This window comes from Alkalicoccus daliensis, assembly GCF_900103955.1.
Lineage (GTDB): Bacteria > Bacillota > Bacilli > Bacillales > Salisediminibacteriaceae > Alkalicoccus > Alkalicoccus daliensis.
Map to the genome: position 1 here is coordinate 42,737 of NZ_FNIL01000002.1, position 24,435 is coordinate 67,171.

Here is a 24,435-nt window from a genome sequence, read left to right on the forward strand (position 1 = left end):
GCTGAACTTATCAATTATCTTACCATATGGAACAATAAATCAGATGCATAGGTGTCGAAAGGAACGGGTAGAGACTAGATGATAAATATTTTAGGAGGAGTTAACGATGAAAATTTCTTACCATGGACATTCAGTAGTAAAAATTGAAACGAACGGCACAAATATTTTTATTGATCCATTCATTACAGGAAATGAAACTACTGACCTTGAAGCAGATAATACGATGGCTGATGTCATCCTGCTTACACATGGGCATAATGACCATGTAGGGGACACAGTGGAAATGGCAAAGCGTAATGACGCCCTGGTAGTTGCTCCATTTGAACTGGCTACTTATTTAAGTTTTCAGGGAGTAAACACGCATCCTATGCATATTGGAGGGAAACATGAATTTGCTTTTGGAACAGTAAAGCTGACTCAGGCTTTTCATGGATCTGCCTACACTGAAGAAGAAAACCAGCGGATAGTTTATACAGGAATGCCTGCTGGAATATTATTCAGTGCAGAGGGTAAAACAATTTATCACGCTGGCGATACTGGCTTATTCTCAGATCTGCGGCTGATCGGGGAAATGAATGAAATAGATCTGGCATTCCTGCCGATCGGAGATAATTTTACGATGGGGCCGGAAGATGCTGCAATTGCTGCAGACTGGCTGAAAGCTAAGAAAGTGGTGCCGGTGCATTATGATACTTTCCCTGTCATAAAGCAGGATCCGCAGGCATTTGTGGATACCTTAAAGCAGGAAGGGATTGCAATGAAAGCAGGAGATGAGCTTGATTTATAAAACCGCGAAGATGACTTTAAGGTCATTAAGGCGGCTGTGAAAGTTCCCATATCCTTCGGAAGAACGAGTTACGGAGCACCTCAACGGCAAAGCCTGTCGGAGCGAAGTTTCTTCTTAAATAACTTCAGAGGGTTTTACAAGAGTTCATTAAAAAAAGAACCGTCGCAGCTGCGATGGTTCTTTTGCTATTCTGCAAAGGGTATAGAATGAAAATCAGGACCGTTGCTTTGTATCGAATGAATAACCTCTTCACTGTATCTGCGCGCAACAGAAACTGTGTCTTTGTTTTCTTCATCAGCATACTCCTGCTGCAGTATTGGAAAAAGCTGTTCCCAAATTACTGTTCTCTCCACATGGTCTTTGTCAAACTCCTTAAAAAATTCCTCGATCGTAAGATTAAGGCCGTCCGCCATTCCCTGCACAGAAGCAGGCGTACTGGACTCATATAACTCAATATTATATTCTGCCTGCGCCTCAATAGCTTCCTCTGATGCTGTTATTTCATATCGTGCCTCTGCATAATTTCTCCACTGTGTTTCGTATTTGCTTCTTTCAGAAGCGAGCAGAATCATTTCATCTGTGGACCAGCTTTCGTTATATTCATGCTTCTGAATATAATAACGTATAAACCAACGTTCGAGCTGTTCCTGATCATCTCTATATACGGGCAGTTCTTCATGAAATAAATTTAAGGCTTCCTGTGTCATAGTCGCGTAGTGTTCCGCCGTGAAACTGACTTCCTGTTCTCCGAAGATGAGCTCTACAGTGTTGTCTTCTTCGCTGATAAGTGCTTCCGGGTCTGAATTGCTGCAGCCGTTTAGGAACAGAAGCGATGCTGTTATAGCTATCAGCTTTTTATACCCTTGCATCATCTTCACTCCTCTTTAATAAACATACTAAAACTATTTTCCCTCTTGCACTATACCCATAACAAGTAAAAAAATATCGTAAAAAATAAAATTTATTGTAAAAATCTATAAAAACTTTACCCTGGTCAAAACCTTATTCCAGAAAGGATTAAATTTTCTGGCAGTTTGACTTGAAGAACATCGATAATCCGATTATACTTGTGTTAGTACAGAGGGATAAAATTAATTAAACAGGTCATCAAAAAAGGAAGTGCGCCTTACTATGACAAAGCATGAACAAATACTACAGTTTATTAGAAGCTTAGAAGTAGGCAGCAAGATTTCTGTTCGGCATATTGCAAAAGAACTTCATGTCAGTGAAGGTACAGCATATCGGGCAATTAAAGATGCTGAAAATCAAGGTCTTGTAAGCACAATTGAACGTGTAGGGACAATCCGGATTGAAAAAAAGCAAAAGGAAAATATAGAAAAGCTTACTTATGCAGAGGTAGTAAACATCGTTGAAGGTACGGTGCTCGGCGGGCGAACCGGCCTGCATAAAACATTAAATAAGTTTGTAATTGGTGCAATGAAATCAGAAGCAATGATGCGCTATGTAGAAGCTGGAAATCTGTTGATCGTCGGTAACCGGGACAAAGTGCATAAGATGGCATTAGAGGAAGAATCTGCAGTTCTTATTACCGGAGGTTTTGATACAACCGAAGATGTAAAACAGCTGGCAGATGAGCTGGAACTGCCTATCATTTCCACTTCCTACGACACCTTTACGGTAGCCACAATGATCAACCGGGCTATTTATGATCAGCTTATTAAAAAAGAAATTATTTCTGTAGAAGACATTCTTATTCCGCTCGAATCTACCGACCACCTGACATTAAACCATACCGTGGAAAGATATCAGGCGTTAAATCAAAGAACAGGCCACAGCCGTTATCCTGTGGTGGATGATAATTTAAGGCTGCACGGGATCGTGACTGCGAAAGATATAATTGGAGCGAGTCCTTTCACAGAGATTGAAAAGGTAATGACAAAGCAGCCTATTACAGTGACGCAAAAAACCTCCGTAGCGTCCGCAGCGCATATTATGGTCTGGGAAGGCATCGAGCTCCTGCCTGTGATCAGTTCAGCGAAGAGGCTTCTGGGGGTTATCAGCAGGCAGGATGTACTAAAAGCGCTGCAGATGATTCAGAGACAGCCTCATGTAGGAGATACAATTGAAGATTTAGTTACGAGACATCTCGAAGATATCTCGGAAGGAAGAGATACCGTTTATCAGCTGGAAGTAACACCGCAGATGACAAATCATCTTGGTACAATTTCCCACGGAGTAATTACTACTCTTGTCACAGAATCGGCCAGCCGGGTATTGAGAAAGTACAAAAAAGGAGACTTGGTTGTTGAAAATATGACTATCTTCTTTATGAAGCCGGTGCAGATAGACGCTAAGATTCAAATCAGGCCCCGAGTACTTGAAGTGGGGCGGAAATTCGGCAAGGTGGATGTAGAGTTATTTTATAACGAACAGATGGTAGGGAAAGCAATGCTGATGGCACAGCTCATCGACCGATAAAAAACTGCATCGGAGGAAAGTTCCCCCGGTGCAGTTTTGTACTTTATTGTCTCTGCGGCTGTCAAAAAACCTTCTTATTTTGCTGATTTTTTTTCTTTCGCTGCGATTGGTTTATAATGCTTGTAGCGTTGAAGACCGAAATAAAGATTTGCTATTCCGAGTGCAGCGAAAATTAATGCAATGATTGCAGCCGTAGTCGTCTGTAAAGTAACATAGCTGTTAATTCCAAAGGCGAGGATAAATACGCCGAGGGAAATATTTGCTTTGGCATTATTTAACTGACTGTCGCCTGGCCCCTTTCCACGGGACTGGGCCACTTTAAAATAAACAAATAGAAATAAGGCTACTACAATAATTATGGGAAAAATAATCATTCTTCATTTACTCCTTTGTGTCAGAAGAGAAGACCTATTTCAGCAGATGAACGCTGTGAAGAAATACGGATCATTTTACTGAAAGGATGCTTCAAACTGCAAATATTAAATGGACATACTCTCACAATTGTAGCGGAGCATAACGTGGGAAGCAACTATTCAAATGGTGGAGGAATAAATTATGACAAGAGAAACCTTATTTAATATCTGGGAAACAATTGGCCGGTATCAAAAGGTGATAATACATCGTCATGTCCGTCCTGATCCGGATGCAGTAGGATCTCAGGCAGGGTTAAAAGAAATTATTTTATGTGCATATCCTGAAAAGGAAGTTAAACTGGCTGGGGAAACAGAAAACGGCCTGGCATTTTTAACAGAAATGGATGAAGTAACTGCAGAAGATTATCAAGGGGCGCTTGCCGTTGTCTGTGATACAGCAAATACAGCGCGAATTGATGGAGAAGGCGTGGAACAAGCCGATACAGTTATTAAAATTGATCATCATCCAGAAGTGGAGATGTACGGGGATCTGCAGTGGGTGGATACAGAAGCGAGCTCCACCTGCGAAATGGTATATCGTCTTGCGGAAGCAAACGGGCTTGAAATACCGGCGGCAGCAGCCAGGTTTCTATACGCGGGAATTGTAGCAGATACTGGCCGCTTCCGTTTTTCCAACACGACTAAATCAACTTTTTCTTCTGCGGGGTCGCTGCTGGAATACGAATTTGACAGAGATGCGCTTTACAATGATCTGGACGTCACTACAGAAGAATTGCTGCGGCTCCAGGGATATGTACTGTCACACGTGCAAATTACAGAGAACGGGGCAGCCCAGGTTACGCTGACGAAAGAAACACTGGATAAGTTTAAGGTAACATCAAAAGAAGCATCTGCAATCGTAAATTGCTTCTCGAATTTAAAAGGATTAAAAGCATGGGTGTTTTTTGTAGAAGAGGATGACATTATCAGAGTGAGAATGCGTTCAAAAAAACCTGAGATTCATCATCTTGCTGCAGAACATCAAGGCGGCGGCCATCCGATGGCTTCAGGAGCCCAGGCGCAGAACTGGGAGGAAACAAAAGAAATTTTTAAAAAGCTGGATGATCTCTGCAAAGATGCCTAGCTTACCGGCAGGAAGTTTCTCTACTATGAGCTTCTCCGGAGAAATCACATTTATAGAATTATTTAAAGAAACCTCCATTTCAACCAATGGAGGTTTTACTTATACGTATTCAGGGACGGCAGGCTATTTTTGACGAACAAAAGGGAAAGTTTAAATTAAATATGATTGTGCCTGCTTGCAATCGAATCGCAGGAGAAGGAAAATAAAAGAAAGTCATACTGTAATAAGAATATACGTTCGTGTTATGATCAATATAAAAAGAAGAAAGGAGGAGAAACTATGGCATTTGTACATCTGCATATTCACAGTGAATACAGTCTGCTGGAAAGTGGAGCAAAAATTGAAGACTTAGTACAGAAAGCCAAAAAAGAAGGTTTTACCTCCCTGGCTTTAACAGACCGCAGTGTAATGCATGGAGCTGTTCCTTTTTATCAAGCATGCATACGTGAAGGCATTAAACCCATCATAGGAGTCGAACTGCCTTTTCGTTTTTCTGAAGAAGGGCCGGCGTATCAATTGCTGCTGTTAGCCCTTAGTACCACAGGATATCAGTGTCTTTTAAAGTTAACTACAAAAGTAAAAACCACTGAAAAAAAAGAACCATTTATGGACCTGAAGGATCTTCAGCAGACAGAAGATATCATTGTCATTCAGCCCATGGAAAAGGGACCTGTGCAGACGCTCCTGCAGGAAAAGGATTTATTCGGGGCAGAGGAAGTACAGGATCTGCTGAAACAGGCTGCTCCCAATGATGTTTACATAGAAGTACAGCAGCACTATCATCAGGAAGAGCGAGAGAAGTTACTTGCATTAAGGAATTGGCTTTCAGACAGGAAGGAAAAAGCAGTAGCATCTAATCACCTTCATGCGGTGGAAGCAGAAGATACAGATATTTTCCAGCTGCTTTCTTCCATCAGAACTGGAACACCGCTTTCCCAATTTGACAATGAGGAGCACACCGCACATTACTACATGAAATCTGAAGCAGAAATGAGAGAAGCACTTCGCGGCTGGGAAGGTGCTTTGGAAGAAACAAATGCCATTGCAGAAAGATGTGAGTGGGAGCTTCCGCTTGGTCAGATGGTGCTCCCTGAATACCCTGATACAGAAAATGCTTCTCTTTTGCTGCGTAAATGGTGTGAAAAAGGAATGTACAATCGGTACAAAACACCATCTGAAGAAAGCTGGAGCAGACTGGAACATGAACTGTCCGTCATTGAGTCGATGCAGTTTGCAGACTATTTTTTGATTGTTGCTGATTTTATGAACTTCGCCCATCGTGAAGGAATAACTACGGGTCCCGGAAGAGGTTCTGCAGCGGGCTCTCTCGTCGCTTATGTACTGAAGATTACGAACGTGGACCCGATAAAATACCAGCTGTTATTCGAAAGGTTTTTAAATCCCGAAAGAATTTCCATGCCGGATATTGATATTGATTTTGCTGATACGAAAAGAGACAAAGTCATTCATTACGTGGCAGAAAAGTATGGGAAAGAGCATGTTGCACAGATTGTAACGTTTGGTACATTTGCAGCGAAAGCAGCAGTCAGGGACGCAGGCCGCTCGCTGGGTACAGATCCCTATGAAGTAGACAGAGTAGCAAAAGCGATCCCTGCTAAACCCAATATAAAAATTGCAGATGCGGAGAAGCGTTCTTCATTTATCCAGGCCGTTTCCGGAAGTGAATCAGCTGAAAAGCTAGTCTACTATGCAAAGAAACTGGAAGGACTTCCAAGGCACAGTTCCGTGCATGCCGCCGGCATTGTAATGAGCAGAGATCCGCTGACAAATATTGTTCCATTGCAGACTGGAAACGAAGGCATGATGCTCACACAGTATCCTATGGGAGATCTCGAGAAGCTCGGACTGCTGAAAATGGATTTTCTGGGACTGCGCAATCTGACTTTGATAGACAGAATTCAGGAACTGTCCGGAATAGACGCTGAAGAGCTTCCACTTGATGAACCCAAAGTTTTTAAGCTTCTCAGCCAGGGGGATACCTCCGGAATTTTTCAGCTCGAATCGCAGGGGATGCAAAAAGTACTGAAACAGTTAAAACCTACTAATTTTGAAGATATTGTAGCCGTCAATGCTTTATACCGTCCGGGTCCGATGGAATTTATATCAGTTTACGTGGCTAGAAAGCATGGGCAGGAAGAGACACATTATATTCATCAGGATCTTAAACCGATTTTGGAGAAAACGCATGGAGTATTAATTTATCAGGAACAGATTATGCAGATCGCTGCGAAAATGGCAGGGTTTAAGCTGGGAGAAGCTGATCTGCTGAGGAGAGCTGTAAGCAAGAAAAAAAGGGAGGAACTTGAAGAAGGAAGAAGAAAATTTGTCGAAGGAGCTGCTGAAAAAGGATATAGGACGGAAGAGGCGGAAGAGGTATACGACCTAATTGTCCGCTTTGCTGATTATGGATTTAACAGAAGCCATGCGGTTGCTTACAGTATGATTTCCTATCAGCTTGCTTATTTGAAAACGATGGCACCGGAAGCGTTTTATACAGGCTTAATGGAGGGAGCAGTTCATGATCAGGAAAAACTCGCCGGAATCATCCATGAAGCAAAATTAAGAGGTATTAACATCCTTTCTCCATCGGTACAGACTGGAGATGCCTCTTTTACCCTGAAAGAAGGCAGTATCCAGATTGGTCTCGCTTCCATAAAATATATGAATTATAGAACGGCAGAGGAAATTGTCAGGTGGAGAAGCGCAGGAGGTTATGAGGGACTGTTTGAGCTTTGTGCAAAACTGCCGAAGCACCTGCGCGCCCGCAGAATGTTCGAATCTCTTATTTTGAGCGGTGCATTGGATGAATTTGGTGAAAATCGTGCTACGCTGCTTGCTACAATTGATTCAGCTCTTGAATATGCAATCCAGGAAGACAAAAAAGAAGAGTTAGGAGAAGTGCTTTTTCCTGATGAAGAAATTAATATTTTTTATGAGAAAATGAAGCCATTAAAACGGGAAGAAGAATTAAAAATGGAGAAAGAAGTCCTTGGCTTTTACGTGAGCGGTCATCCTTTGGAAGAAGCTGCAGAGCTGCTGGTTAAATACAAACGTGTGCCGATTATGGAAGCGCTGAAGCAAAAAGATAAATCCACCGTGCGCCTTGCAGGCCTGCTGACTGATATCCGTTCAATTCAAACAAAAAAGAAGGAACAGATGGCATTTCTGCATATAGAGGACGAAAGCGGTGAAACTTCAGTAACGGTCTTTCCCAAAGCCTATAAACAATATCAGCTTCTTTTCGGAAAAAACGAAAAAGTGTTTATTGAAGGGACAATAGAGGAATATGAAGGGGAACGGAAAGTAATATTAAATAAATGTACAACAATTCAGCATCTTCTCGAAAAAGAAGAGCAGCAGCAGGAAGAAACTTTATACTTATATATTACGGTAATAAATGAAAGAGAAAGACTTGCTGAGCTGAAAAATTTATTGGAAAATACGCCGGGAACGGTGCCGGTAGTGCTGAAATATGAATCTTCTGATAAAATTGTCCGCTTATCAGAAATGTGGAACGTTGCAGTCACAGAAGGCTTTTTAAACAAACTGCAGGCCATCTTAGGGAAAAATCATGTCTATTTAAAAAAACCGAGGGTGTAACAAGTCCTGCTTTTTGTTATAATAATGATTGGCGAAGGGGTGGTCAGACCACCTCTACTACGTATAACATACGAGGAGAGTGGCGACAGTGGCGACATTAAGAGAAGAAGCATTGCATATGCACCGTGTGAAAAAGGGGAAAATTGAAACAAAACCAAAAGTACCAGTTCGGAATGCTGATGACTTGTCGTTAGCTTACTCGCCGGGAGTTGCAGAACCATGCAAAGCGATTTTCGAAGATCCGCAGACTGTATATGACTATACGGTAAAAGGGAACATGGTAGCAGTAGTTTCTGATGGTACAGCTGTGCTTGGTCTTGGTAACATCGGGCCGGAAGCAGCAATGCCGGTAATGGAAGGAAAAGCTGTACTGTTTAAATCTTTTGCCGGAGTGGATGCTTTCCCGATATGCCTGAACACAACAGATGTAGATGAAATCGTAAATACGGTAAAACTCATGGAACCGACCTTTGGCGGTGTGAATCTTGAAGATATTGCAGCACCGCGTTGTTTTGAAATTGAAGAACGCTTAAAAAGAGAAATGAATATTCCTGTATTTCATGATGATCAGCATGGAACAGCGATCGTCACCGCAGCAGGATTAGTGAATGCACTGAAGCTCAGCGGCAAGCAGATGAAGGATATAAGCGTAGTAATTAATGGCGCAGGGGCAGCAGGTATTGCAATTATGAAGCTGCTTAAAAGTTTGGGATGTAAAAGCATTATTCTCTGTGATTCTAAAGGCGCTATTTTCGAAGGGCGTACTTACGGCATGAATAATCTCAAACATGAAATCGCCCAGGTGACGAACTCTGAAAAACTGGAAGGAAAGCTGAGTGAAGTCATTCAGGACAGCGACGTGTTTATCGGTGTATCTGTAGAAGGGGCCCTCACTCCTGAAATGGTAGAATCAATGAACGAAGCTCCCATCATCTTTGCAATGGCAAATCCGGTACCGGAGATTATGCCTGATATTGCTAAAAAAGCAGGAGCAAGCGTGATTGGAACAGGCCGGTCTGATTTTCCGAACCAGGTAAATAACGTACTTGCATTTCCCGGTATTTTCCGAGGTGCCCTGGACGTAAATGCAACACATATAAACGAGGAAATGAAGGTTGCAGCTGTGGAAGCTATTGCAGATCTTGTAGCGGAAAAAGATCTTACAGCTGATTACGTAATTCCAGCACCTTTTGATAAAAGAGTAGCACCAGCAGTAGCAAAAGCAGTTGCGAAAACAGCGATGGAAACTGGAGTAGCACGGAGAAAAGTAGATGCAGAAGAAGTCGCTGAAAAGACCCGTCAGCTTACAATGATTGAAGATGACGCATAAAGCGCAGATGACCGCAAAAGCTGTCCTGGCTCTGCAAAGGGCAGCTTTTTGCTATGGAGAGGGGACGCGAAAACAATGAGTCAGCCATCCAAAGTTTACGTGCGTATTCTGCAGCACATTGAAAGCTTAATGATCGAAGGATATATCGAAGCAGGCGACAAACTTCCTTCTGAAAGAGAGTTAGCTGAAAAGCTGGGAGTAGGAAGGTCCTCTGTAAGAGAAGCACTGCGGGCACTGGAATTATTAGATTTAATTGAAACACGTAAAGGGGAAGGCACCTTCCTGCGGCAGGCAGGAAGCCACCGCCTGGCCGAAGTGCTTGCCGGTTTCTTTTTGAAAGATGCCAAAGCACGGCAGGACCTTGCAGAAACGAGAAGGATTTTAGAAGTAGAAGCAGTGAAAATAGGCTGTGAAAGAGTGTCAGAGGAGCAGCTTCAATATTTAAAAGAATTATTAGATCAATCTAAAGAAAAATGGAATAATGGATACATTCCTGTAGAGGAAGATATTCAATTTCATAAAACAATTGTCTCTCTCAGCCAGAATAACCTGATATTAAATATATGGAGGCCGCTGGTGGAATACAGCAGGGCAGCCCTGAAAGAATCGCTGTCAAGAGAAGGCCGGATGCCTTACACCTGGAGTGAACATGAAGAAATATATAATGCCATTGCAGCAAGAGACAGTGCGGGTGCAGGGGAATTGTTATCAAAACATTTATATAACAGCAGTTTTTAGCCGCTGAAAGAATGGAGGAAGTACACGATGATTCGAGATCTTTTTTCAAAAAAGAAAAAATACGCAAAAATCCCTTCAGAAGGTGCAAAGCAGGAAGTTCCGGAAGGATTGATGGCAAAGTGTCCGGAATGTAAGGCCATATGCTACATAAAGGAACTGCGTAAAAATGATATGGTATGCGAACAGTGCGGCTACCATCACAGGCTTACAGCTGGAGAAAGACTGCACTGTACCATTGATGAAGAAAGTTTCGAAGAATTTAATGCAGGCATGATTGCCATGGATCCATTGAATTTTCCGGAATATAAGGAAAAGTCTGCAGTGGACCGTGAAAAAACAGGTCTCAGCGAAGCGATCGTAACAGGCTATGCGAAAATTGACGATCAGCCGGTAGTCATCGGTGTAATGGATGCGCGTTTTCGAATGGGCAGCATGGGCTCAGTAGTAGGTGAAAAAATTGTGCGGGCTGTGGAAAAAGCGATAGAAAAACGTGTTCCGTTGATTTTATTTGCAGCTTCCGGAGGGGCACGTATGCAGGAAGGGGTAGTCAGCTTGATGCAGATGGCAAAAACGAGCACCGCTCTCCGCCGCCTGCATGAAGAAAAGCTTTTGTTTATCAGCGTAATGACGCACCCTACAACGGGAGGCGTTTCGGCAAGCTTTGCCTCTCTTGGTGATATTAATCTGGCAGAACCAGGTGCGTTAATCGGTTTTGCAGGAAGAAGAATTATAGAACAGACGATCAGGCAGAAGCTTCCGGATGACTTTCAGACTGCAGAATTTTTAATGGAACATGGACAGCTGGATCAGGTAGTACACCGGCATGATATGAGGCAGACACTTTCTGCTGTTATCGCAATACACACTCCACAGGGAAAGGAGGCATAACAAAGTGGCAGAACAATTACCATTCGAAAAGCCAATTGTAGAACTTCGGAATAAAATAGCTGAATTAAGAATTTTTACAGAAGAAAAAGAAATCGACTTATCAGGAGAAATTGAAAAACTTGAAAAACGCCTGGAGCAATTGGAAGAAGAAATTTACGGCAACATGAAACCTTGGGACCGTGTGCAGCTGGCCAGACACTCTCAGCGGCCGACTACTAAAGATTACATTAATCATCTTTTCTCCAATTTTCTGGAGTTTCATGGAGATCGTCTTCATGGCGATGATGCGGCAATCATTGGCGGTATCGCTACATTTGATGGCAGTCCGGTAACAGTTATCGGGCATCAGCGCGGAAAAGATACAAAAGAGAATATCCACAGAAATTTTGGTATGCCTCACCCGGAAGGCTACCGTAAAGCACTGCGTCTCATGAAACAGGCGGAAAAATTTTCCCGTCCAATTATCTGTTTCATTGATACGAAAGGAGCTTTTCCCGGGCAGGCAGCTGAAGAGCGGGGCCAGAGCGAGGCTATTGCACGGAATTTGATTGAAATGGCAGGTCTGCGAACGCCGATTATCTGTGTTGTCATAGGAGAAGGAGGAAGCGGTGGAGCGCTTGCTTTAGGAGTAGGTGACCGGATGTATATGCTGGAAAATGCTACATATTCCGTAATTTCTCCTGAAGGTGCAGCTGCGCTTCTATGGAAAGATGCTTCCCAGGCACGGAGAGCGGCTGAAACAATGAAAATTACTGCACCGGATTTATTTGAACTCGGAATAATTGATCATATGATTGCAGAAGTCCGCGGCGGAGCTCACCGGGATGTAGTAAGCCAGGCAGAGGAAATCCGCGCCGTATTGAAAGAAGGGCTGAAGTCTCTTGCCGGTTTAGACAAAGAAACGCTTGTGAAACAAAGGCATGAAAAATTTAATCAAATAGGAGAGTATTCCGATGTAAACGATAACAACGTTGAAGGATAGGGATATTTGTCGAATGCAAATTGTTGCGCAGATTTTGGAAGAGTCTGCTCTCTATTGTTTTTAAAAATTGAAAGTGTTATTTTAAAAACATGCAAAGAAAATCGACGCAATACTATGGGGTGACTATATCTTATGAAACGTATCGGAGTACTAACCAGTGGTGGAGACTCACCAGGAATGAATGCAGCTATCCGTGCTGTAGTAAGAAAAGCGATTTATCATAATTTAGAAGTTTACGGTATTTATTACGGATATCAGGGACTTATTAATGGCGATATTGAAAAAATGGAAATTGGCTCAGTCGGTGACATTATTCACCGTGGCGGGACAAAACTTTATACAGCGAGATGCGAAGAGTTTAAAACGAAGGAAGGCCAGCTGAAGGGAATTGAACAGCTGAATAAATTCGGGATTGAAGCACTCGTAGTAATTGGGGGAGACGGGTCTTTCCGAGGTGCGGAAAAGCTTACTGAGCATGGTTTCCCAACGATTGGTGTACCTGGGACGATTGATAATGATATTCCGGGGACAGATTTCACTATCGGATTCGATACAGCATTGAATACTGTTATTGATGCTGTGGATAAAATTCGTGACACTGCAACGTCTCATGAACGCACGTATGTGATTGAGGTCATGGGCAGGGATGCCGGCGATCTGGCACTCTGGGCAGGTCTTGCCGACGGGGCAGAAACGATTATGATTCCGGAAGTTAATGAAGATATGGAAGAGATTATTAAACGTTTAAAACGGGGGCATGACCGGGGAAAGAAACATAGTATCATTCTTGTTGCTGAAGGAGTGGGCTCCGGTGTTGAAATCGGCCAGCAGATCCAGGACAAAACTGATTTGGAAACCCGTGTCACGGTTCTTGGACATATACAGCGCGGAGGAACTCCGACTGCAGCAGACCGCGTTCTTGCGAGCAGGCTTGCTGCTAAAGCAGTAGAACTCCTTCTTGTCGGAGAAAAAGGACAGATGGTAGGAATTGAAAACAATAAGCTTGTGTACCATCCAATAAATCAGGCACTAAAGAAAAAGAAGTCCCTGGATCAGGAAATGTATCAATTATCCAAAGAACTTTCTATCTAACTGGTGCTGAAGCACGGCAGCTGGGACGTCGCATTTGACGGTCCTGGCTTTTGTGCGGAAATGCACACAGTGAATACCAAGGAGGAAATTAAACGATGAGAAAAACGAAAATTGTTTGTACGATAGGACCGGCAAGTGAGTCGAAAGAAAAGCTTACGCAGCTGATTGATGCAGGAATGAACGTAGCACGCTTGAATTTTTCCCACGGTGATTTTGAAGAGCATGGAGCACGTATCAAAAATATCCGTGAAGCATCTGAGAAGGCAGGCAAGGATACAGCGATTCTTCTGGATACAAAAGGTCCTGAAATACGCACGCAGACCCTTGAAGGTGGAGCAGTAGAACTTGAAAAAGGACAGACGCTCCGCGTGTCGATGGAAGAAGTAGTAGGAAATAAAGATGTGATTTCCGTTACTTATCCAGGATTGGTAAATGACGTGCAGGCTGGTTCGAAGCTGCTTTTGGATGACGGGCTTTTAGAGCTTCTTGTTACGGAAGTGAAGGAAAAAGAACTCGTGACGGAAGTGCTGAACAGCGGTACCCTCAAAAATAAAAAGGGTGTCAACGTGCCGAACGTAAGTGTAAGTCTTCCTGGGATCACCGAGAAAGATGCAGCAGATATTATATTCGGTATTGAACAGGATGTTGATTTTATTGCTGCTTCGTTTGTACGTCGTGCATCTGATGTACTTGAAATCAGGGAACTTCTTGAAAAGCATAATGCTGCACACATCCACATTATTCCTAAAATCGAAAATCAGGAAGGTGTAGACAATATTGAGGAGATTCTGGAAGTTTCAGACGGCCTCATGGTAGCACGTGGAGATCTTGGAGTGGAAATTCCACCGGAAGAAGTACCACTTGTACAAAAAGATCTTATTAAACGCTGCAACCGTCTTGGCAAGCCTGTTATTACAGCTACACAAATGCTCGATTCCATGCAGCGCAACCCGCGCCCAACCCGCGCAGAAGCTTCCGACGTTGCGAATGCTATTTTAGATGGCACAGACGCCATCATGCTTTCCGGTGAAACGGCTGCGGGAATTTATCCTGTAGAATCTGTCCAGACGATGCAGAATATAGCACTGCGTGCAGAAACTGCGATGCAGCATGAAAGTGTACTCAAAAGAATTACGGAGGAAAGTGACCGTACAATCACAGAAGCAATCAGCCAGTCTGTTGCACATACTGCAATGAACCTGAAAGCTACTGCGATTTTAACAGCAACACAAAGTGGCCATACTGCAAGAATGATCTCTAAGTATCGTCCGGAGTCACTGATTATTGCTGTAACGAGCAGTCCAAGAGTGAGCCGTACGCTTTCACTTGTGTGGGGCGTACATGCGCAGCTCGGCAGTACAGTAAGTTCTACTGATGAAATGCTGCAGCTCTCTGTAAATGAATCACTTAAGTCCGGTTACGTGAAAAACGGGGACCTGGTAGTAATTACTGCCGGCGTACCAGTTGGAGAGCAGGGAACTACGAACCTGCTGAAAGTTCATGTAATTGGTGAAGTAATCGCGAAAGGTCAGGGAATCGGCCGCAAAGTGAAAAAAGGATCTGTGGTAATTGCAAACAGTTCTGAAGAAGCAATTGCAAAAACAAAACAGGGAGATATCCTGGTAACGAATAATACAGACCGTGACATGATGGAAGCTTTTGAAAAAGCGGGTGCTGTTATTACGGAGCAGGGCGGACTTACTTCCCACGCAGCTGTCGTAGGATTGAACCTGGGAATTCCAGTAGTCGTCGGCGTTGAAAATGCACGCAGCAAATTTAATGACGGTGACCGTGTTACTGTAGATGGAACGCAGGGGAAGATTTACAAAGGATCAGCAAGTATCTTATAATAAACCGAAAGAGATTTACCGACGTGAGAAAGAGTCCGCTCTTTTTCACGTCTTTTTATTGAACCTTTGAACGAAAGAACTTTTCAAATATTAGTTAAATACCTGAATTCGAAAAAAGGTCTTCACCAACTCAATAAATGAAACTCTTTTAAAGATCATCACGTAAAGAGATTACGCTCATTAAAATGGAGGCGCCGTTTTACGATTTCAGCGCAAAAATATATACAATTAAATTTCGGATTTTACCAGCATGAATAAAAAAGTGAGGTGTGAAAAATTGAAAAAAATACTATTGCTACTGCTTATCGTAGTACCAGCACTTGAAATAGCTGTGATCTTTTTATCATGGAACACTTTCGGTCTGCTGCTGACAGTATTGTTTATTATAATTACAGGTGTACTCGGCGCTGCTTTAGCTCGTAAAGAAGGACTGCAGGCAATTCGAAAAGCACAGCTGAGAACCTCCCAGGGCCAGGTCCCGGGAAATGAACTGCTTGATGGTATATGCATTCTGGTCGGTGGAGTTGTATTGTTAACACCGGGATTTATCAGTGATGCTTTAGGATTTCTCCTGCTTATTCCCGCAACACGGGAGATGTTCAAAAAGCTGATGCAGAAAATGTATGAGAAAATGATCCGATCAGGGAATGTGTATGTGATCAGTGATCAGAACGGCCGTAAATTCTAAAAATACATCCGCCCATCAGACCTTTTCTGATGGGCACTGCTTTGTTTATCGAAGCTTTTAATCGGCAAATCGGTTTAATATATAAATGCTTTCAAAGACTTTAAATGAGGGAAGGAAATTTGAAATATGAACCAACCGTTAATTTTTATGCTGCTGCTTCTTGCTGTCGGTTTTTTTGCTAAAAATCAGACATTAATGATAGCTGTAGCTGTACTGCTCGTAATTCATTACTCAGGGTTTGGGAACAGTGTACTTCCTTATATTCAATCAAAAGGAATTCAAATAGGGGTAACGATTATTACGATTGCTGTTCTTGTTCCTATTATGACCGGTGATATTGGATTAAGAGACCTGCAGGAAGCAATGGGTTCCTCGTACGCCTGGATCGCACTTGTATCAGGGATTTTTGTAGCAGTAATAGCTGCAAATGGAATTGATCTTCTGCAAAGTGATCCTCATATCACAGTAGCATTGGTTTTTGGTACAATTTTAGCAGTTGCAGTTTTTGGAGGAGTAGCTGTAGGACCGGTAATTGGAGCTGGAATTGCATACCTTGCTATGCGTATAGTGGAATTCTTCAGTACATTAGGTGGATAAAGTGCGCTCCCGGCGCACTATTTTCCAAAAAGATTGAATCTTCTTACGTATTTCAAAACTTTTGCGTTCACAAAAAAGTGAAAAATGGTATAATAGGTAACGTGACATTACCAAATACATAGGAAATGATGGTTTGGTCCCTGCGGTTAAGCACTTTGGTAACCGCTTTCTAATTTTCAGGAACTGCCGCAGCCAATCTCTACAAGAAGTCCCTTTGCGGAATCCTTCATTTACCAACGGGCACGTCCCGCATATTTGTTTGTAAAGGAGAGATAGCATGAGTCATACAAAAGGTTTAGAAGGTATTGTTGCTACAACCTCACAGGTCAGTTCAATCGTAGATGGTGTGTTAACATATCACGGTTATAACATCGATGATTTAGCTGATAATGCAACATTTGAAGAAGTAGTTTATCTGTTATGGAACTACCGCCTTCCAAATAAGGAAGAGCTTTCATCTTTCTCCAAAGAGCTTTCCCAGGCAGCAACGGTGCCGGATGAAGTGATTGATCAGATGAGATCCTTCCCGATCGACAAGGTGCATCCGATGGCTGCCCTTCGCACCGCAGTTTCGAACCTGGCGCTGTTTGATGAAGAAGCAGATGAAATGGATGAAGAAGCAAACCGCCGGAAAGCAGTAAAACTTCAAGCGAAAATTCCAACAATTGTTACGGCGTTTGCCCGTATCCGTCAGGGAAAAGACCCTGTAGCACCCAAAGAAGGATTAAGCTTTGCAGCTAATTTCCTCTATATGCTGAACGGTGAAGAACCAGATGAAACCTCTGAAAAAGCATTTAATAAAGCCTTGGTAATCCATGCGGATCATGAATTGAATGCTTCTACATTTACTGCCCGCGTTTGTGTAGCAACTCTTTCTGATGTGTACTCCGGAATCACTTCTGCGATCGGCGCACTTAAAGGCCCTCTTCACGGAGGAGCAAATGAGCGTGTTATGTCTATGCTGAATGAAATTGGCGACAGTGAAAAGGCAGAGGAATATATTAAAAAAGCACTTGAAAATAAAGTGAAAATTATGGGCTTCGGTCACCGTGTTTATAAAGATGGGGACCCTCGTGCAAAGCACCTGAAAGAAATGTCACGACAGCTCACAGAAGTTACCGGAGAATCAAAGTGGTATGACATGAGCGTGAAAATTGATGAAATCGTTACAAATGAAAAAGGGCTGCTTCCAAACGTAGACTTTTATTCCGCATCGGTTTATCACAGCCTGGGTATTGAACACGATATTTTCACTCCGATCTTTGCAGTGAGCCGTGTTTCCGGCTGGCTTGCTCATATTCTTGAGCAGTATGCAGATAACCGGTTGATCCGTCCGCGGGCTGAATACACAGGTCCTGAAAAACAGGAATGGGTACCGCTTGAAAAAAGATAAGATTTTGTGATAAAGGTTAAATAGGAGCTGTGTTTATTGCAGTTCCTGCCTTTACTATATTTATGTGAAGAGTCGAACTATTCGAATTATTTCTAGGAGGTTTTTGTTTTATGTCAGGAGAAAAAATTACCGTAACTAATGGAGAATTACACGTACCAAATACACCAATCATCCCGTTTATCGAAGGTGACGGCATTGGACCGGATATCTGGAAGGCAGCTTCTAAAGTAATCGAAGCAGCTGTAGATAAAGCTTACAACGGTGAGAAAGCAATCGAGTGGAAAGAAGTACTTGCCGGGCAGAAAGCACACGACACTACTGGTGAGTGGCTTCCAAATGAAACTTTGGATACGATCCGTGAATATATGATTGCTATTAAAGGTCCGCTTACAACACCAATCGGCGGCGGTTTCCGTTCTTTGAACGTGGCACTGCGCCAGGAGCTTGATTTGTTTGCCTGCGTGCGTCCAGTACGTTGGTATGAAGGAGTACCTTCTCCAGTTAAGCGTCCTGAAGATACGGACATGGTTATTTTCCGTGAAAACTCAGAAGATATCTACGCTGGAATTGAGTTTCAGGAAGGTACACCTGAGGCAAAGAAATTAATTGATTTTCTTCAAAATGATATGGGAGCTGACAAAATCCGTTTCCCTGAAACTTCCGGGATCGGTATTAAGCCGATTTCTAAAGAAGGTACAGAGCGTCTTGTACGTTCCGCACTTGAATATACACTGGAGCAGGGAAGAAAGAGTCTTACTCTCGTGCACAAAGGGAATATCATGAAATTCACTGAAGGAGCGTTTAAAAACTGGGGCTATGAGCTTGCAGAGCGTGAATTCGGAGATAAAGTATTTACTTGGAGAGAGTACGATGAAATCGTAGAGCAAAAAGGAAAAGATGCGGCGAATGCTGCGCAGGATGAAGCGGAAAAAGCCGGCAAGATCATCGTAAAAGATGCAATTGCGGATATCTTCCTGCAGCAGATCCTTACTCGTCCAAAAGAGTTTGATGTAGTAGCTACAATGAACCTGAACGGGGACTATGTATCTGATGCACTTGCAGCACAAGTAGGCGGAATCGGTATTGCACCTGGAGCGAACATTAACTATGATTCAGGACACGCAATTTTCGAAGCTACTCACGGAACTGCGCCTAAATATGCTGGAGAAGATAAAGTAAACCCATCTTCTGTTCTTCTGTCTGGTGTATTAATGCTTCGTCACCTCGGCTGGGGAGAAGCAGCAGATATGATCGAAAACGCAATGGATAAAACGATTGCGGAAAAAACAGTAACATACGACTTTGCCCGTTTAATGGACGGCGCAACAGAAGTGAAATGTTCTGAATTCGGAGATGCTCTAATTAAAAACCTGGGTTAATAAATTGTTCCGCAGGAATGTTTAAGCAGAGGGAGCGTGTATAAATATGGCTTCAATCAAACGCAGAAAAATCACTGTGGTAGGAAGCGGCTTCACTGGTGCCACTACTGCGCTTATGACAGCGCAGAAGGAACTTGGTGATGTAGTGCTTGTAGATATTCCAAACAACGAAGATCCCACAAAAGGTAAGGCACTGGATATACTTGAGGCAGGTCCGGTACAGGGTTTCGATGCAAGGATTACCGGGACTTCCAACTATGCGGATACGGCAGATTCCGATGTAGTAGTGATTACTGCCGGTATTCCCCGTAAGCCTGGAATGAGCAGGGATGATCTCATCAGTACGAACGCTGGCATTATGCGCAGTGTTACGAAAGAGATCGTAAAGTATTCTCCGGAATGCTTTATCATCGTGCTTACCAACCCGGTGGATGCAATGACTTATGCTGTATTTCAGGAAGCAGGATTTCCTAAAAGCCGGGTAATCGGCCAGTCAGGAGTTCTGGACACTGCCCGGTTTAACACATTTGTAGCGGAAGAATTAAATGTATCAGTGGAAGACGTGCAGGGATTTGTGCTGGGCGGCCATGGGGATGATATGGTGCCGATGCTGCGCTATAGTTCCGTAGGCGGAATTCCAGTCAGCAAGCTGATCCCGGAAAAGCGTCTTCAGGAAATTGTGGAACGAACTAGAAAGGGCGGAGGAGAAATTGTAGGCCTTCTTGGTAACGGAAGCGCCTACTATGCTCCTGCTGCCTCTATCGTCCAGATGGTAGAAGCAATTGTGAAGGATAAAAAACGTATCCTGCCCGCGATTGCCTATTTGGAAGGGGAATATGGCTACTCTGATATTTATCTGGGAGTCCCTACCATTATAGGTGGAGCTGGGTTAGAGAAAATTTTTGAGCTGGAGCTTACAGATGAGGAAAAAGCAGATCTGGATAAGTCTGCAGATTCTGTTAAAACTGTAATGAAAGCTTTATAATAGTAAGAAGTGGACGGCTGGGGCTTACCCGGCTTTCCCTTGCATCAATATTGTAAGCGCTTTCTTAGAGAGGGGAGGATATGTATGTTTTCGAAAAGAAAACGTTTGGGAAAACTGATTGAAGAAGTAAAATCCGGGGATACATTTATTGCAGAATACAAAATTAAAGACAAAGATATTCTGCTGTATTTAGGATTCAGTGATGATTCAAACCCGGCTTATATTCAGCATGACTATGCCGCAAGAACTCCGTATAAACGCCCCATTGTGCCGCAGCTGATGCTTACCGGCTATATTACATCCGCAGTATCGATGCATTTACCGGGGCCGGGCAGCGTGATGAAAGAGCAGAATATCCGGTTTTTAAAACCGATGTACCATTATGGCCTATTTAAATTAAAGCTTGTTGTAACTGAAGTGAATAAAGAGCTGAACGAAGTTACATTGGATGCAGAAGGTCTGGATGAGTATGATGATTTAGTATTAACAGCAAAATTAATAGTAACTCCACCGTATCCCTGGAAACCAATGACAGAGGAAACAGGTACATTCGAGAACTTCTAGCTTGCTCTGCTGTAAATCACGAAACGACTGCAGTGAAGTTTTACCATATCCATTATGGAACTGAACAGAGACACTCATGCAAAATTTTTGCACCATGAAGTATGAAAATTAATACTGCTGTGTAACGAAGGAGAGGGCGCACCAGCGCCGTTCAAGAATTTATTTTGGCGGACGTTCTTTCCGTCAAAATTAGTCGAGAACAAGCCCTTGGGTAAGCCGCTCCGAAAGTGAAGCAGCAGTATTACTTCTTTTTAGCGGAACTTTTATTTTCAAGGTAGTAAAACAATAAAAGCTCTTCACTACAGAAAGAGGTGGATTGCTGAATGGAAGCAGAAAAATTTTTGAAATGATCTTCACTCCGGACGGGGGTTGTCTGCCACTCATTATTCCCCCGTTAAACGCGACCGCATTTTCAGATTTTGCTTAACCCGTACGATTTGAAGATCAACCCAGGCAGATTAGCTGAAAGAATATCTTCCGGAACTCGTACATTCGAAGACAGAGAATAAAAGCGTATATTCTCTCAGAAAATTACTGTTTTAACGCCTGAAAAGATCCTTTCCACTTTCTGGAGAGGATTTTTTAATGGAATCTTGTCATAAGAAAAAAGTATAGTAAGATAAAAGGACGGGGAAAGTTCGTATATTTCAGCTTAAAGAAGCCGGGGGGCTTTGAGCAGACGGGGAGGATTAACGTGGTGCAAAAACTACTAGTGGTAGATGACGAAGAATCAATACTTACATTACTGCAGTTCAATCTGGAACAGGGAGGGTTTGAAGTAGACCTTGCCATGGATGGACGGGCTGCGCTTAACAAAGCAACAGAAGAAAAATTCGACCTGATTGTTCTGGATCTTATGCTGCCTGAATTAAATGGGCTGGAAGTCTGTAAAGAATTAAGGCAGAATAAAATAACTACACCTATTCTGATGCTGACGGCAAGAGATGATGAATTCGACAAAGTGCTTGGACTGGAACTTGGAGCAGATGATTATTTAACAAAACCGTTCAGTCCCCGCGAAGTGGTAGCTAGAGTACGGGCAATTCTCCGGAGGTCACATTCCGCAGTGCCGCCAGTGGAAAAGCAGGAAGAAGATGCGAAGCTTACGATAGGAAAAGTAGAAATTTTTCCAGATAATTATGAAGTGTTTTTGGAAGGAGAAGCTTTAGAGCTTACGCCTAAGGAATTCGAGCTTCTACTGTACTTAGTAAATAATAAAGGCAGAGTGCTGACAAGAGACCAGCTGCTTAATTCGGTCTGGAATTATGATTTTGTCGGAGATACGAGAATCGTAGATGTTCATATCAGCCATCTTCGGGAGAAAATAGAACCAAATACAAAAAAACCTGTCTATATAAAAACAGTTCGTGGTCTTGGGTATAAGCTGGAGGATCCGGCAAAAGATGAATAGCTACAGATTTCGCCTGATTGTTCCTTTATCACTGATTATTTTAATTGTGCTGTCGAGTCTCGGAGCACTGCTTGGACCTTTTATTCAGGAATTTTATCAGGAGCGGATGAATGACCGTGTACAGAAAGAGGCATCTATTGTCTCTTTTGCATTGGCACAGGTTGATTACACAGATGAAGAAATTCTGCAGGAGACGACTATGGAGCTCTCGCAGAGGCTGGATGCAAGAATTACGATTATCGCAGCGGATGGGGAAGTACTTGCAGAAAGTGCTGTCGATCCGGCACAAATGGAAAATCATCTGGATCGTCCGGAAATTATTGGTGCGCAGGATGATACTAATCCTTTCGAAGTCCGTTACAGTGACACGATAAACAGAGAGCTTTTATTTTACGCAGAACCTCTCGTAATTGAAGAGGAAAACATAGGGTATCTGCGGCTTGGCCTGGAAATGCGGGAACTGAACGAGGTGTATCAGAATATCTGGACCCTGCTGATCATTTCTTTTTTTATTGCATTTATTGTCATTCTTTTATTTATTACGAAAGTTACTAATCAGCTGATCAAACCAATAGAAGATGCGCGGCGTGTGGCAAATGAACTGGCAAGAGGAAATTTCAGTGCGAGAACCTATGAGGGGCTGCATATTGAAACTGGGGAATTAAACCGGTCTATTAATGTCCTTGCAGAAAATCTTGATCAAATTACAAAAACTTATGAAAATCAGCAGGAGCGATTAGAAACACTCATTGAAAATATGGGGAGCGGCTTAATCCTTATCAATTCAAAAGGTGATATTACCTTAATGAACAGATCCTGTAAGGATATTTTTGAGGAAGATACGGACGAATGGAAAAACCAGCTCTATTACCACGCTATTCAGCAGAAAAAAGTCATCAAATTTATACAGGAATTATTTCTGATTGAGAAGCCAATCAGAAAGCAGATGAAATGGTCTGCGGGTATTTATATTCGACATTTTGATGTACATGGTGCTCCTATAGTTGGGAATGATGGACAGTTAAAAGGTATGGTACTTGTATTTCATGACATTACAGAGCTGAAAAAGCTGGAACAGGCACGGAAAGATTTTGTAGCAAATGTTTCCCATGAGCTGAAAACACCAGTTACCTCATTGAAAGGATTTACAGAAACACTGTTAGATGGGGCAATGCATGATGAAGCGCTCCGGGAAAAATTTCTCACAATTATTGCAAAAGAATCTGTGCGCCTGGAGGAGCTTATCGGTGATCTGCTGGAGCTTTCCCGAATTGAAGGAGAGCATTTTGAATTAAATTGGGAAGAAGTGAATCTGCAGGAATTAACTTCGGAAGTCTCGCTGATGCTGTCTGAAAAAGCACGCGCCAAAAAAATGGAAATTCACACAAAGTCTGAAGGGGATGTGACTATCCCTGCGGATGCTTCCAGACTGAAGCAGGTAATGATTAACTTAATCAATAACGCTATTGTGTATTCCCCGGAAGGCGGAGAAATTTTCGTTCGTCTAAAAGGGCAGGAAGAAAATGTTGTAATGGAAGTGACAGATACCGGAATTGGTATATCCAAAAAAGAGATTCCCCGTATTTTTGAAAGATTTTACCGGGTGGACAGGGCAAGGAGCAGGAATTCCGGGGGGACCGGACTGGGTCTTGCAATTGTAAAACACCTTGCAGAAGCCCATCATGCAAAGCTTTCAGTAGATTCAAAACCTGGGAGGGGCACTACTTTCCGTATGGTATTTTTAAGAAAACCGTTTGGAGATGAAAAGTAAATTTACATTTTCTTAACGCTGTCTTTATAATTACTTATTATTGGAAGTTTATAATAAAGGTGAACTAGATATCTGAAGGACACACATCCCCTCAGATACATCCCCTATAAAAAGAGAGAAGGCCATCCCCCCTGAGCCTTCTCTCTTTTTTGATTTGGCTGTATTGAAAATAAAAGTTTTGTTTTAAAGGAATAATAACGCTGCTACACTTTCGGAGAGGCTTATCCATAGGCTTGGTAGCGACTAATTTGGGAGGAAAGAAAGTTCGGCAATACAAATTTTCAAACAATGCGACTGAGGGTCCTTTTCTTCGCTTCCCGTGGAGGAATCTTTCAGCTGTCAATCACTTTCACCTGTAAACACTGCACATTAATAGAGCCGTTGTTTTACACCTGCAGAGAGAAGACATGCCATCTGAATTGT

20 protein-coding genes are annotated in these 24,435 nt (G+C 42.7%); 18 read left to right on the forward strand and 2 right to left on the reverse strand.

Annotation, left to right across the window (positions count from 1 at the left end; all coding sequences use genetic code 11):
• The first annotated feature begins 106 nt into the window (after positions 1-106).
• Positions 107-787 (forward strand): metal-dependent hydrolase, encoded by a 681-nt coding sequence (locus BLP92_RS04840; protein WP_090841172.1) that lies wholly within the window; start codon positions 107-109, stop codon positions 785-787.
• 185 nt (positions 788-972) lie between these two features.
• On the opposite strand, the gene BLP92_RS04845 is transcribed toward BLP92_RS04840, so the two are convergent.
• Positions 973-1,659, reverse strand: coding sequence for a hypothetical protein (locus BLP92_RS04845; RefSeq protein WP_139148917.1), 687 nt, complete (start codon positions 1,657-1,659; stop codon positions 973-975).
• 259 nt (positions 1,660-1,918) lie between these two features.
• Between BLP92_RS04845 and BLP92_RS04850 the strand changes: the two genes are divergently transcribed.
• The gene (locus tag BLP92_RS04850; protein WP_090841176.1) at positions 1,919-3,226 is read left to right on the forward strand and encodes a DRTGG domain-containing protein; all 1,308 of its coding nucleotides are present in this window, start codon (positions 1,919-1,921) and stop codon (positions 3,224-3,226) included.
• A gap of 74 nt (positions 3,227-3,300) precedes the next feature.
• On the opposite strand, the gene BLP92_RS04855 is transcribed toward BLP92_RS04850, so the two are convergent.
• On the reverse strand, positions 3,301-3,600 hold the full coding sequence (locus tag BLP92_RS04855) for a YtpI family protein (RefSeq protein WP_090841178.1): 300 nt from the start codon (positions 3,598-3,600) through the stop codon (positions 3,301-3,303).
• A gap of 181 nt (positions 3,601-3,781) precedes the next feature.
• On the opposite strand from BLP92_RS04855, the gene BLP92_RS04860 reads away from it, so the two are divergent.
• The 16 genes from BLP92_RS04860 to pnpS all read left to right on the forward strand — a co-directional run bounded on the left by BLP92_RS04860 (position 3,782) and on the right by pnpS (position 24,012).
• Complete coding sequence (locus BLP92_RS04860) at positions 3,782-4,723, forward strand: DHH family phosphoesterase (protein WP_090841180.1); 942 nt, start codon at positions 3,782-3,784, stop codon at positions 4,721-4,723.
• 279 nt (positions 4,724-5,002) lie between these two features.
• Positions 5,003-8,344, forward strand: a complete 3,342-nt coding sequence (gene dnaE / locus BLP92_RS04865) for a DNA polymerase III subunit alpha (protein ID WP_090841181.1) — start codon at positions 5,003-5,005, stop codon at positions 8,342-8,344.
• 88 nt (positions 8,345-8,432) lie between these two features.
• A complete protein-coding gene (gene ystJ, locus BLP92_RS04870) occupies positions 8,433-9,674 on the forward strand; it encodes an NADP-dependent malic enzyme (RefSeq protein WP_280138082.1) in 1,242 nt (413 codons plus the stop codon).
• A 75-nt stretch (positions 9,675-9,749) separates the two neighbouring features.
• On the forward strand, positions 9,750-10,412 hold the full coding sequence (locus BLP92_RS04875; RefSeq protein ID WP_090841183.1) for a FadR/GntR family transcriptional regulator: 663 nt from the start codon (positions 9,750-9,752) through the stop codon (positions 10,410-10,412).
• A 27-nt stretch (positions 10,413-10,439) separates the two neighbouring features.
• Entirely contained in the window at positions 10,440-11,300 is an 861-nt protein-coding gene (gene accD, locus BLP92_RS04880) for an acetyl-CoA carboxylase, carboxyltransferase subunit beta (protein WP_090841185.1), read from the forward strand.
• Between the two features lie 4 nt (positions 11,301-11,304).
• On the forward strand, positions 11,305-12,282 hold the full coding sequence (accA, locus tag BLP92_RS04885) for an acetyl-CoA carboxylase carboxyl transferase subunit alpha (RefSeq protein WP_090841187.1): 978 nt from the start codon (positions 11,305-11,307) through the stop codon (positions 12,280-12,282).
• 132 nt (positions 12,283-12,414) lie between these two features.
• Positions 12,415-13,374: a 6-phosphofructokinase gene (gene pfkA, locus BLP92_RS04890; protein WP_090841189.1), complete on the forward strand. Its 960-nt coding sequence runs from the start codon at positions 12,415-12,417 to the stop codon at positions 13,372-13,374.
• Between the two features lie 95 nt (positions 13,375-13,469).
• Positions 13,470-15,224, forward strand: coding sequence for a pyruvate kinase (gene pyk / locus BLP92_RS04895; protein WP_090841191.1), 1,755 nt, complete (start codon positions 13,470-13,472; stop codon positions 15,222-15,224).
• A gap of 277 nt (positions 15,225-15,501) precedes the next feature.
• A complete protein-coding gene (locus BLP92_RS04900; protein ID WP_090841193.1) occupies positions 15,502-15,912 on the forward strand; it encodes an FxsA family protein in 411 nt (136 codons plus the stop codon).
• A gap of 126 nt (positions 15,913-16,038) precedes the next feature.
• Complete coding sequence (locus BLP92_RS04905) at positions 16,039-16,509, forward strand: DUF441 domain-containing protein (protein WP_090841196.1); 471 nt, start codon at positions 16,039-16,041, stop codon at positions 16,507-16,509.
• A gap of 277 nt (positions 16,510-16,786) precedes the next feature.
• Positions 16,787-17,902, forward strand: a complete 1,116-nt coding sequence (citZ, locus tag BLP92_RS04910; RefSeq protein WP_090841198.1) for a citrate synthase — start codon at positions 16,787-16,789, stop codon at positions 17,900-17,902.
• Between the two features lie 110 nt (positions 17,903-18,012).
• Positions 18,013-19,281 carry an NADP-dependent isocitrate dehydrogenase gene (icd, locus tag BLP92_RS04915; protein WP_090841200.1) on the forward strand — a complete coding sequence of 423 codons (1,269 nt, stop codon included), beginning with the start codon at positions 18,013-18,015 and terminating at the stop codon, positions 19,279-19,281.
• Positions 19,282-19,327: 46 nt separating this feature from the next.
• The gene (gene mdh / locus BLP92_RS04920; RefSeq protein WP_090841202.1) at positions 19,328-20,266 is read left to right on the forward strand and encodes a malate dehydrogenase; all 939 of its coding nucleotides are present in this window, start codon (positions 19,328-19,330) and stop codon (positions 20,264-20,266) included.
• 84 nt (positions 20,267-20,350) lie between these two features.
• Positions 20,351-20,830: a hotdog family protein gene (locus tag BLP92_RS04925; RefSeq protein WP_090841204.1), complete on the forward strand. Its 480-nt coding sequence runs from the start codon at positions 20,351-20,353 to the stop codon at positions 20,828-20,830.
• 694 nt (positions 20,831-21,524) lie between these two features.
• Positions 21,525-22,241: a response regulator transcription factor gene (locus BLP92_RS04930; RefSeq protein ID WP_090841206.1), complete on the forward strand. Its 717-nt coding sequence runs from the start codon at positions 21,525-21,527 to the stop codon at positions 22,239-22,241.
• Positions 22,234-24,012, forward strand: coding sequence for a two-component system histidine kinase PnpS (gene pnpS, locus BLP92_RS04935; RefSeq protein WP_090841208.1), 1,779 nt, complete (start codon positions 22,234-22,236; stop codon positions 24,010-24,012). Before BLP92_RS04930 ends, pnpS begins: the two co-directional genes overlap by 8 nt.
• Positions 24,013-24,435 lie beyond the last annotated feature (423 nt).